General features: G+C 47.8%; 9 protein-coding genes. 3 read left to right on the top strand and 6 right to left on the bottom strand.

Going from position 1 to position 11,988, the window contains the following annotated elements; genetic code table 11:
• Positions 1-71: 71 nt before the first annotated feature.
• The 3 genes from gcvT to gcvPB all read left to right on the top strand — a co-directional run bounded on the left by gcvT (position 72) and on the right by gcvPB (position 4,134).
• Complete coding sequence (gene gcvT, locus ACETMN_RS26120; RefSeq protein ID WP_091020397.1) at positions 72-1,208, top strand: glycine cleavage system aminomethyltransferase GcvT; 1,137 nt, start codon at positions 72-74, stop codon at positions 1,206-1,208.
• On the top strand, positions 1,205-2,560 hold the full coding sequence (gene gcvPA, locus ACETMN_RS26125) for an aminomethyl-transferring glycine dehydrogenase subunit GcvPA (protein WP_341073836.1): 1,356 nt from the start codon (positions 1,205-1,207) through the stop codon (positions 2,558-2,560). Before gcvT ends, gcvPA begins: the two co-directional genes overlap by 4 nt.
• A gap of 134 nt (positions 2,561-2,694) precedes the next feature.
• The gene (gene gcvPB / locus ACETMN_RS26130; protein WP_105601851.1) at positions 2,695-4,134 is read left to right on the top strand and encodes an aminomethyl-transferring glycine dehydrogenase subunit GcvPB; all 1,440 of its coding nucleotides are present in this window, start codon (positions 2,695-2,697) and stop codon (positions 4,132-4,134) included.
• Positions 4,135-4,371: 237 nt separating this feature from the next.
• On the opposite strand, the gene ptsP is transcribed toward gcvPB, so the two are convergent.
• From ptsP to ACETMN_RS26160, 6 genes are all read right to left on the bottom strand, one after another.
• Positions 4,372-6,084, bottom strand: a complete 1,713-nt coding sequence (gene ptsP / locus ACETMN_RS26135) for a phosphoenolpyruvate--protein phosphotransferase (RefSeq protein ID WP_047844045.1) — start codon at positions 6,082-6,084, stop codon at positions 4,372-4,374.
• Positions 6,077-6,352: an HPr family phosphocarrier protein gene (locus ACETMN_RS26140; protein WP_036617010.1), complete on the bottom strand. Its 276-nt coding sequence runs from the start codon at positions 6,350-6,352 to the stop codon at positions 6,077-6,079. The genes ptsP and ACETMN_RS26140 overlap by 8 nt, the downstream gene beginning before the upstream one ends.
• A 77-nt stretch (positions 6,353-6,429) precedes the next feature.
• A complete protein-coding gene (gene ptsG, locus ACETMN_RS26145) occupies positions 6,430-8,481 on the bottom strand; it encodes a glucose-specific PTS transporter subunit IIBC (protein ID WP_091020401.1) in 2,052 nt (683 codons plus the stop codon).
• Between the two features lie 286 nt (positions 8,482-8,767).
• A complete protein-coding gene (gene glcT, locus ACETMN_RS26150) occupies positions 8,768-9,622 on the bottom strand; it encodes a glucose PTS transporter transcription antiterminator GlcT (protein ID WP_091020403.1) in 855 nt (284 codons plus the stop codon).
• Positions 9,623-9,787: 165 nt separating this feature from the next.
• Positions 9,788-11,335 carry a flotillin family protein gene (locus ACETMN_RS26155; protein WP_310337560.1) on the bottom strand — a complete coding sequence of 516 codons (1,548 nt, stop codon included), beginning with the start codon at positions 11,333-11,335 and terminating at the stop codon, positions 9,788-9,790.
• 62 nt (positions 11,336-11,397) lie between these two features.
• Positions 11,398-11,934, bottom strand: coding sequence for a hypothetical protein (locus ACETMN_RS26160; RefSeq protein WP_017686844.1), 537 nt, complete (start codon positions 11,932-11,934; stop codon positions 11,398-11,400).
• Positions 11,935-11,988: the final 54 nt, after the last annotated feature.

Raw genomic sequence — 11,988 nt, forward strand, 5'->3', positions numbered from 1 at the left:
TAAAAATACCCTGCTTCATTGATCCACGATTATATTTCCGGCCGGTTGACGGTCCATGACGAGGTGATTTGATGTCCGATTTGCTTAAAACACCACTCTTCCCCCTATATCAGCAATACGAAGGTGTACGGTGCATTGATTTTGGAGGCTGGGAGCTTCCGGTGCAATTTAGCGGAATCCAAAAAGAACATGAAGCGGTACGCGAGCGCGCTGGACTGTTCGATGTATCCCATATGGGCGAATTTACAGTACAGGGTGAGCAGGCCGAAGTTTTTTTGCAACAAATGACGACCAATGATGTGACCACGCTGGTTCCCGGTCAAGCCCAGTACACCCTGATGTGTTATCCAGATGGCGGTGTGGTGGACGATCTGCTCGTGTATAAGCTGAAAGATCAGCATTATATGCTCGTCGTTAACGCCTCCAATATCAACAAGGATTGGGCGTGGCTGCAAGAGCACTTGATCCCTGGCGTAAGCATGACCAACGATTCGGAGCAGACGGCGCTGCTCGCCTTGCAAGGTCCACTGGCTGTAGACATTATCGGAAAAGTTACAGATACGGATGTATCCACGATTGAACCGTTTCGTTTTGTGCAGGATGCTGAAGTATGCGGAGTAAAATTACTGTTGTCCCGTACCGGTTATACCGGTGAAGATGGCTTTGAGCTATATGTACCTGTGGACCAGGCTACTGTAATCTGGAATGGATTAATGCAGGCTGGAGAAGAGCATGGGCTGGTTCCAGCTGGACTTGGTGCAAGGGATACGCTGCGTTTTGAAGCCAAGCTGCCTCTGTATGGGCAGGAATTATCGGCAACGATCTCTCCGCTAGAAGCTGGCGTTGGTATGTTTGTGAAACTGAATGCCGGACCTTTTATCGGACACGAAGCCTTGTTACAGCAAAAAAATGACGGGCCCGCCCGTAAACTGGTCGGCATCGAAGTACTGGAGCGCGGTATTCCTCGCCCCCACTATCCGATTTACGCCGAAGGCGTACAGATCGGTGAAGTGACAACAGGCACGCAATCACCTACATTGAAGCGTAATCTGGGGCTTGCCCTCATCGACAGCAAATACGCTGCGCTGGGAACCCCGCTTGAGATTGAGATCCGCGGCAAGAAACTAAAAGCCGAGGTTGTGAAGACCCCTTTTCATAAACGGACACGTACGTCTAAGACACCTACTCAAGGAGCTGATCAAGCATGAGCAAGCACCGGTACATTCCCATGACTGAACAAGATCAGAGCGCCATGCTCGCAACCATCGGTGTGGATACGCTGGAGGAACTGTTTCAGGACATTCCAAAAGAGATTCGTTATCAGGGCGAGCTGCCCGTATCCTCCAAACTTGATGAATATGCGCTAACACGTCATATGTCCAAACAAGCCGGCGCCAACGCCAATTTCGAAACACACGCCAGCTTTCTCGGCGCAGGTATATACGATCATCATGTTCCTTCCGTCATCAATCATGTCATTTCCCGTTCCGAGTTCTACACTGCCTACACACCTTATCAGCCTGAGATCAGCCAAGGTGAACTACAGGCCATTTTCGAATTTCAATCCTACATCTGTGAATTAACCGGTATGGCTGTAGCCAATGCCAGTATGTATGACGGCGCAACCGCCTTTGCTGAAGCAGGTAATCTGGCCGCAGCGGCAACTCGTCGCAAACAGCTCATCGTCTCCCGTACCGTTCATCCGGAAGCCCGTCAGGTATTGCAGGCGTATGCGCACGGACTCCGTCTGGAGATTGTCGAGATTGGTTATAAGGATGGCGTCACGGACTGGGATGCCTTGCAAGCCGCCATATCGGACGATACCGCTGCTGTCATGATCCAGAGTCCGAACTTCTTTGGTGCCGTGGAAAATGTGAAGCAGGCTGCCGACCTCGTGCATGCGCACAAGGGCCTACTCGTTGTAAGTGCCAACCCGCTATCGCTGGGTCTGCTGGAAGCCCCAGGCAAGCTGGGTGCCGACATCGTTGTAGGTGATGCGCAGCCCCTTGGCATCGCCGCTTCACTCGGCGGCCCGACATGCGGATATTTCGCCGTATCCCAGCCTCATATGCGCCGAATTCCTGGCCGAATTGTAGGCCAGACCAAGGATCGCAACGGAAAACGTGGATTTGTACTCACACTGCAAGCACGTGAACAGCATATCCGCCGCGAAAAGGCGACATCCAACATCTGTTCCAACCAGGCTTTGCTTGCACTCAGCGCATCTGTGTATATGTCCATCATGGGGAAACAAGGCATGATCGATGTCGCGGATCTGAATCTGCAAAAGAGTCATTACACCCTGAATACATTAACTGCGATTCCTGGAGTTAGCCTTACTTTTAATGCACCCACATTTAATGAGTTTGTTATTAAACTTCCTGAAGGAACCGATCTGGATGCTCTTCAACTGAAACTGCTGGATGCAGGCTTCATTGGTGGTTACGAACTCGGACGTGATTATCCGGAGCTTGCCGGACATATGCTGATTGCTGTTACCGAACGACGCAGTAAGGAAGAGATTGACGAATTCGCACGAGCATTGGAGGGATCGCTGTGACTCAGGAAACGACGACAACGACAACACCGGCACAAGGACAATCGGAAACAGGCACCTCTTTCTCCACTTCGTCTAAACCTGAGACGGATACAACATTCAGTGCACAGACCCTATCTCCTGCTCCGGAACAATCATTGATTTTTGAACTCAGTAGCCCTGGACGTGTCGCTTATTCCTTGCCAGAATGTGACGTTCCTCGTCAGGCTGCCGATACGTTGATTCCCCGGGAAATGCTCCGTTCGGAAGCAGCGGCACTACCGGAAGTGTTCGAGGTAGATGTTATCAGGCACTATACTGCGTTGTCCCGCCGCAACTTCGGCGTAGATAACGGATTCTATCCACTGGGCTCCTGTACGATGAAATACAATCCAAAGATTAATGAGGACGTGGCCCGTTACAATGGATTCGCCAAAATCCATCCGTACCAGCATGAATCCAGCATTCAAGGTGCACTTGAACTGTTGTATACGTTGCAAAACGACCTTGCGGGGTTGACAGGTATGGACGCTGTAACCTTGCAACCAGCCGCTGGTGCTCATGGAGAATGGACTGGACTTATGATGATTCGTGCCTACCACGAAGGTCGTGGCGAACAACGTACCAAAGTCATCGTGCCCGATTCTTCGCATGGTACCAACCCAGCAAGTGCTACCGTTGCAGGATTTGAAACTGTGACGATTCCATCCCGCGCAGATGGACTGGTCGATCTGGACGCGCTCCGTGCAGCCGTCGGTTCGGATACGGCAGCATTGATGCTCACAAACCCAAATACACTTGGTTTGTTCGAGAAAGACATTCAGGAGATTGCATCCATCGTACACCAGGCTGGTGGTTTGCTTTACTACGATGGCGCGAACTCCAATGCCATTATGGGCATTACCCGTCCGGGTGATATGGGCTTTGACGTGGTGCATCTGAACTTGCACAAAACGATGAGTACACCTCATGGTGGTGGTGGACCTGGCGCCGGACCAGTCGGTGTGAAGAGCCGCCTGATCCCGTTCCTGCCTAAACCGATGGTGATCAAAAATGATGACGGTATGTATGCATTCGATCGTGAAGGCGATCAATCCATTGGCCGGGTGAAAGCCTACTACGGTAACTTCGGTATATTGGTACGTGCCTATGCCTACATTCGCACCTATGGACCGGAAGGCTTGCGCCGTGTGTCTGAATGTGCGGTACTGAATGCCAACTATATGATGGCCCGCCTCGCACCATACTACGAGATTCCGTATCCGGGTGTATGCAAACATGAATTTGTCATGTCTGGTCGGGGTTTGAAGCAATATGGTGTGCGCACACTTGACGTTGCCAAACGATTGCTTGATTTTGGATATCATCCACCTACGGTGTACTTCCCGCTCAACGTTGAGGAATGCATCATGATCGAGCCGACGGAAACCGAAAGCAAAGAAACACTGGATGGGTTCATTGATACGATGATTCGGATTGCCAAAGAAGCGGAAGAGACACCAGAGTTGGTACTCAACGCACCTTACGGAACACCAGTCACTCGTCTTGATGAGACCACTGCCGCCCGCAAACCTGTACTCAACTGCGCATGCAGTTAAACACTAAGTGAATTTCTAATCCATGCTCTTGCTGATGTTAACTTACCCCAGCAAGAGCATTTTTTTGCCTAGACATTACAGGGTCTTTCTCCTCGTACTCCCCTCCTATACATTCGCGCAACAAAAAAAGCCGATATCCACAATGAATCGCGGATACCGGCAAAATTGCTGCACGACTGCAGCTTTTTATCGGAAAAAGAAACCCTTAAAATCGGGTGGAAACCCCGTAAAATTACATTACGCTTGAATGCTTTGAACCAATTCAACGACTTGTTCAGCCGTTTGCATATCCAGAGCTTTAGCAGCCAGTTCCTGCATATCCGCACGGGACAGCTTGGTGATCTGACTACGAGCTGGCAGGATGGAGGTTGCGCTCATGCTGAACTCATCCAATCCAAGACCAAGCAGCAATGGAATTGCTGTTTCGTCTCCTGCCATCTCACCACACATGCCAACCCATTTGCCTTCACGATGCGCAGCATCGATAACCATTTTAACCAAACGCAAAATGGCTGGGTTGTAAGGCTGGTACAGATAAGCCACTCGTTCGTTCATACGGTCAGCAGCCATTGTGTATTGAATCAGATCGTTCGTTCCGATACTGAAGAAATCCACTTCTTTGGCAAACTGATCTGCCAGAACTGCAGTCGAAGGAATTTCGACCATGATTCCGAGTTGAATGCTGTCAGAAACAGCAATACCTTCAGCAACCAGCTTCTCTTTCTCTTCGAGCAAGACAGCTTTTGCTTCACGGAATTCACCAAGCGTTGCGATCATTGGGAACATGACACGCAGGTTTCCATGTACGCTTGCACGCAGCAATGCACGCAATTGTGTACGGAAGATATCCAGACGGTCCAGACACAGACGAACTGCGCGGAAGCCGAGGAATGGATTCATTTCTTTTGGCAGATCCAGGTATGGAAGCTCTTTGTCTCCACCGATGTCGAGTGTACGAACAACGACAGGTTTGCCTTCCATTTTTTCCAGTACCGCTTTGTAAGCATTATACTGAATGTCTTCGGATGGAAGCTTGTCTCTGCCCATGTAAAGGAACTCGGTACGGTACAGGCCTACAGCCTCGCCGCCGTTTTCCAGAACACCCGTTACATCATTGGGTGTACCGATGTTGGCTGCAAGTTCAACATGAACGTTATCCACCGTTACCGTTGGCTCATCACGAAGTTTTCTCCACTCTGCACGTTGTGCATCATACTGTTCCTGTTTGGCACGGTATTCAGCAATAACTTCATCAGTAGGGTTAACCAGTACGTGACCATCCAGACCGTCAACAATGATCATATCGCCTTGTTTCGCTTGAGCCAAGATGTCCTTGGTTCCAACGACAGCAGGAATTTCAAGAGAGCGAGCCATGATCGCTGAGTGAGAAGTACGTCCACCAATGTTAGTTGCGAAACCTTTAACAAATTGGCGGTTTAATTGAGCCGTGTCGGAAGGTGTCAGATCCTCCGCAAGCACGATCACTTCTTCATTGATCTCAGCTGGACTCATGAAGTCGATACCAAGCAAGTGATTTAGCACACGTTTGGTAACGTCACGCATATCTGCAGCACGTTCCTGCAGGTAAGCACTCTTCATGTTCTCAAACATGGAGATAAATTGCGATGCCGTTTCGTTCAAAGCAAATTCTGCATTGATCATGTCATCTGCAATTCTAGCTTTAACCGGATCAATCAATTCCGGGTCATTCAGAATGAGCAAATGCGAAGCAAAAATCTCAGCTTTTTTCTCGCCAAGCTCTTGTAAAGTGCGCTCTTTGATCGCCTCAAGCTCAGCCTGGGATTTACCCAGAGCTGAGTCGAGTTTCGCGATCTCTGCGTCAACGTCGTTGATTTGGCGTTTTTCTACAGAGTAATCAGGATGCTCCAAGATAAACGCCTTGGCGATAGCAATACCCGCCGAAGCCGCGATCCCGGAGACATTAAGCATTAATTTCGCCCAACCCTTCGTTAACCATAACGTCAGTCAAAGCTTGAAGAGCTTCAGCTTCGCCTTCGCCTTCAACGATGATGCTGATAGTGTCGCCTTGTTCCAATCCGAGGGAAAGAACACCCAGAATAGATTTCAACGTTACTTTTTTACCGTTAGCTTCTGCAAAGGATTCTGCACCTTTGAATTTGTTTGCTGTATTTACCAGGGCTGTCGCCGGACGTGCGTGGATACCATCTTCGTCTGTAATTCTGAATGTTTGTTGCATTACAATCATCTCACTTTCAGTAGTTTGGTTTAGGCATTGCATATATTTACACTTGCTTGCCATCGTCGTAACACTTCTTATTTTATCTCAATGATTGGCTGTTCGCCAACTTTCAGCACTCCACTCTTCTTCAGAGTTACCGTGGAGCCCTCTGGCAGGTTGGTGAAAATAACTGGTGAAATGATCGAAGGAGCGTTTGCTTTGACATACTCCAGATCCACTTCCATAATCGGCTGACCTGCCGATACCAGATCACCTTCCTGTACCAGTACGTTAAAGCCTTGACCTTTCAACTTCACCGTATTAACACCTATATGAACAAGCACTTCCTTGCCACCATCGGACATGATGCCCACGGCATGTTTGCTTGGAAATACATTAAACACTTTACCATACACAGGAGAAGTTATCGTACCATCATGTGGCAAAATTGCGAATCCATCACCTGTCATTTTCTCAGCAAAGACCGGATCAGGTACGTTTGTAATGTCCAGTAATTCACCATTAACTGGCATGACAATATCCTCAGCAACAATGCGCTCGCCTTGCTCACCTTGTGCCTTCTCCTCTTCAGGAGTTGGTTTGGCAGCTACTGGCGTTGGTGCTGGTGTTCGTCCTGCAATAATATCCTGCATTTGAGATTTGATCGTGTCGGAACGTGTTCCGAAGATGGCTTGAACATTATTACCCACTTCAAGTACACCAGATGCACCCAATTGTTTCAAACGATCTTTTTTCACATTGGATTTCTCATTAACTTCAATCCGCAAACGAGTAATACAAGCGTCCAGATGTTTGATATTCTCTTTGCCACCAAAAGCTTCAAGAATGTTATGGGGCAGATCATCTGTTGAACCAGAGCCTCCGCCAGATTCGGTTTCAGGCGTTGCATCCTCTCGTCCAGGTGTTTTGAGATTGAATTTGCGAATGATAAACCGGAAACCGAAGTAATAGATCACCGCAAGAATCAATCCGACAATAATAACGTCCCACCAAGGTGTACGGTTCGGAATAATCCCGAAGATCAGGAAGTCAATGAACCCACCGGAGAAGGTCATACCGATCTTTACACCCAGAATCTGCATGGTCATGAAAGACAAACCTGCAAAGATACAGTGTACTGCAAACAAGATTGGTGCTACGAACAGGAACGAGAACTCAAGCGGCTCTGTAATCCCTGTCAGGAACGAGGTCAGCGCAGCTGAACCCATGATCCCTGCAACATACTTTTTGTGCTCCGGTCTTGCTTCATGGTACATCGCAAGTGCCGCTGCTGGCAAACCAAACATCATGAACGGGAATTTACCAACTTGGAATGTTCCTGCTGTTAGAGCAACGCCATCACGTAACTGGCTGAAGAAAATCTTCTGATCCCCACGAATAACATCTCCGGCTTTATTCACATACTCACCAAACTCAAACCAGAATGGGGAGTAGAAAATGTGATGCAAACCGAACGGAATCAATGACCGTTCCACAACTCCAAAGATGAACGCCGACAAGGTCGGACTTGTATCTACCATGAAGTGAGATACAGCATTCAGTCCATTTTGAATCGGAGGCCAGATAATCACAAGAAGCAATCCGATTACAAGGGATACTACCGATGTGATAATCGGTACAAATCGTTTACCTGCAAAGAAACCCAGGTAGGACGGCAGTTCGATTTTGAAAAATCGATTGTAACACAGCGCGGCGGCAATACCTATGATTATACCTCCGAACACGCCTGTACTTAATGTTGGGATACCCAAGATGCTGGCATAACCCGGTACTTCACCGATCATTGCCGGAGTAACACCTACCGCAGATCCTAATGTAACATTCATGACCAGGTAACCGATGATCGCTGCAAGACCTGCAACGCCTTCGCCACCAGCCAATCCGACAGCTACACCGACAGCGAACAGCAATGCCAGATTATCGAATACGATCTGACCTGCGTTCATCATAATTGTTGCGATCGAGTTCACCCAAGGGGTGTCGAGCGCAGTTACATATTGCAAGAAATCTGGATTAACCAACATGTTACCAATTCCGAGCAGCAAACCTGCCGCAGGTAGAATGGCTACAGGCAGCATGAGAGCTTTACCTACTCTTTGCAATACACCAAAAAGCTTTTTGAACATCGCGTCGTTTCTCCCTTTCGTCTAATTTATATGTTGTGATGCAAGCAAGGGAACACAAAAAAGGCATGAATTAATAAAGTAAACTGTGCCAACCTTGGGGTATAGCATACCCTGTACAAGGAAAGAACAATCACACTTTAATTAACTCATGCCTGATCGAGTCAGTAACACGTCGCTTATGTTTATTCAGTTGCTTGATTACGGAAACCATTGTAGCACCAGTTCTAATCTATTGCAAGCCTTTACACCAAAAAAATAAATTCCGCATTCCATCACTGGAATGATCTCACTTATTCTCTTCTTCCTTCCGCTGATTCAGCCTTTGCAGATGAATGGTCAGATAACCTACCTCCGCAGGATAAACCGGCAGTTTCAGTCTTTTCTCCATTACTTTGGTCAGTTTCCATGCAAGCGAGTACATTTCGGGATACTCCAACTTAAGCAGGGAATCCAACTTATGGAGCTCTTCCACTTTGTCTCCACGGCGAACACGCTCAAGGGCGAAACGAAGATGAGTCAGCAAACGAGAGTAATCAAGCGATTCCGCTTCAAACGAATAATCGAGTTGATCAGACACCAGGTTCACCAAATCAGTGATCAATTGTGAATGCTCACGTACCTGGGATATATTTTGATTGGTCATTGCGCTATAGATATGGAGGGCAACAAAACCAATCTCGTCCATCCCCAGATCTACACCCATTTTCTCTTTGATCAGACGAATAGCGTATTCTCCCATTCGATATTCTTCAGGATAAATTTCGCGGGTTTCATATAAAAATGGATTTTGTATGATAATGCCCTGCTCCTTGCGTTTTAACGCGAAAGAAATGTGATCGGTTAATGCAATATGGATATGTTCATTCAGAGGAACGTCCGTACGCTCTGCAATATACGTAATAACTTCGTTAATAATCTCGATCAGTGCTTCATCCACCTGTGGAAGAAGCTGTTTGTACTGCTCTTGCTCCTGCTGGTTTTTCAAAATAAACATTTTCTCCACAGCCATCAATGGAATGTGATCACTCGGTTTTCGGTTAAAGCCAATGCCTTTACCAATAACAACGACTTCCCCGTGTTCTGGATGCTGTGCAATGATTACATTATTATTTAGCGCTTTATCTACATGCAGGCTGCTCATTGTTTGCACCTCTTTTTCACACCATCTTAGGTGTGATTATGTCACACCCTGTTACGAACAAAAAGACACCCGGAGCGGGCAAACCGCGCCGGACGTCTCGCTTAAAAAGTAACAAAAATTCGTCTTAAGGTCAATAGAGTAACCATGCAAGATTCGAAGTGCTTCTTACTCGTCAACTCCAGCTCTTTCCACAATCTTGTCGATTATAGAAGGAGTTGTTACAGGCTCGCTCTGTTGAATGGCAACCGGTGCAGGTGTTTTGGACTTGGTAAGGCCCTTGATCAGCTGCTCAACGTCAATGCCGGATACGCTCTTAAGCATCTCTGGAGCCGTCGCCATAAGTTCCGTAACATAGTTACTCACCCGCGTGGCACCTTCACCTTTACCTGTATCTACCACAGTCAGTTTATCAATGGATGCAATCGGCTCGGCAATTTTGCCAGCCAGCTCAGGCAGCATTTTGACAATGATATCGAGTACAGCCGCTTCGCCAAACTTCTGGAACGCCTCAGCCAGTTTTTCCTTCGCTTCTGCTTCTGCAAGTCCCTTCAAACGAATAACTTCAGAGTCCGCTGTACCTTTGGCAAGTTCAGCATCCGCCATAGCCTGACCTTCAAGTCGTTTCTGTTCAGCTGTCGCTTTGGCATGTGTTTCAATGGAGTACTGTACTGCATCTGCTTCACGCATTCTTTTAGCTTTGTCTGCTTCGGCCGCTTGCTCTACTGCATAACGATCTGCTTCGGCCTTTTTCTTCACTTCGGCGTCATATTGCTTCTCACGTACGATGATTTCCTTGGCCTGGAGGTCAATTTCCCGTTCCTTACGAACGAGTTCAACTTTCATTTCCTCTTCGACTACGGTTTGTCTAGCACGTGCCTCATGAATATGGTACGCCTGATCGGCTTCCGCTTTGGCTGTATCTTGATCCCGCTTAAACGTGGCTACTTTCAGTTCCTTCTCTTTGGCTGCCTCGGCGATATTGGTATCCCGCAGCAACTCTGCTTTCTGGCCCTGTTCTTCCGCATTGGCCTTCTGAATACGCGCATCACGCATGGCTTCCGCTTCGGCAATCTCGGCATCACGCTTCACTGCTGCAATTCTCGGTTTACCGAGAGCATCCAGGTAGCCCTGTTTGTCACGAACATCCTTGATCGTAAAGGAAACAATTTGCAGACCCATTTTCTTCAGATCTCTAGCGGCTACGCCTTGAACCTCTTGTGCAAACCGATCCCGGTTCCGATATACTTCTTCCACCGTCATTGTACCGAGAATGGCCCGCAAATGCCCCTCTAGTACCTCCTGTGCTTCGCTTCTCAGCGCTTCTACAGGTTTACCGATGAATTGCTCAGCTGCCGTAGCAACGTCCTCTACAGCGCCTCCAACCTTGATAATAGCGACACCATCAGCGATAACCGGAACACCTTGCTCCGTGTACACTTCAGGTGTGGAGACATCCAGCTTGTGGGACAACAAGGAGATAAATTCTGATTGCTGGAATACCGGCAGGATAAATGCACCGCCACCACGAACAATCTTAATTTTTCGGCCAGAATCATCATCAGAGATATTTTTGCTACCCAAGAATGATCCCGTAACGATCATCGCTTCATCCGGTCCAACCGTTTTGTATCTCGCCCAAAAAGCCAATCCCAATATCAGAATCACACCAACAACAACGGCAGGTATCAACAACACATCCCAATCTAAATTCATTCCACATCTCTCCCCTTATTCATTTATGATGAGTGCTTAAACTACTTAGGTGGTAAGAATACTTATAAATCTTTAAGTACGTTTTCATCCCATTCCGACACACGCAGTACGCCATCTACAACATCCACTACAACAACACGGGCTCCCGCCGCAATGGGGAGGTGTTCAAAACTGGATGCTGTTTGAATCGTACTACCTGATGCAAAGCGGATCATCACTTCACCAAACCCTTTTTCCGGCACCGGAATGGTAATTTCCCCAATTTTCCCAGATAATTCTTTCATTGAAAATGCAATCGAGACATCGCTGTTACGCATCGGTTTGATATATGCGAAGAATACCAGCATGGCTGCAGCAATACCTATAAGCAGGGATAATATTAGACCCGACATCGCACTTAATGAACTATAACGTGTCAGCATAATGCCTGCCCCACCGAAGGTTGTAATGGAACCAGCTAACACAACGGGTTTGAAAAAATCAAGACCTGGCATCTCAAAAGCCCCGTCCAGCAAGCCGTCAATCAAGTCACCCAGCACCAGGCTGACAACCGCAAATATGGCCCCTCCGATCAGACACCCCCAATATATCGTCTCCATCCCCTGTTCCTCCTCTCTCTGCCGCAAATTCATCCTAACTGGGCATTCCACATG

This window comes from Paenibacillus sp. M2, from assembly GCF_046713495.1.
GTDB classification, from domain to species: Bacteria; Bacillota; Bacilli; order Paenibacillales; family Paenibacillaceae; genus Paenibacillus; species Paenibacillus amylolyticus_B.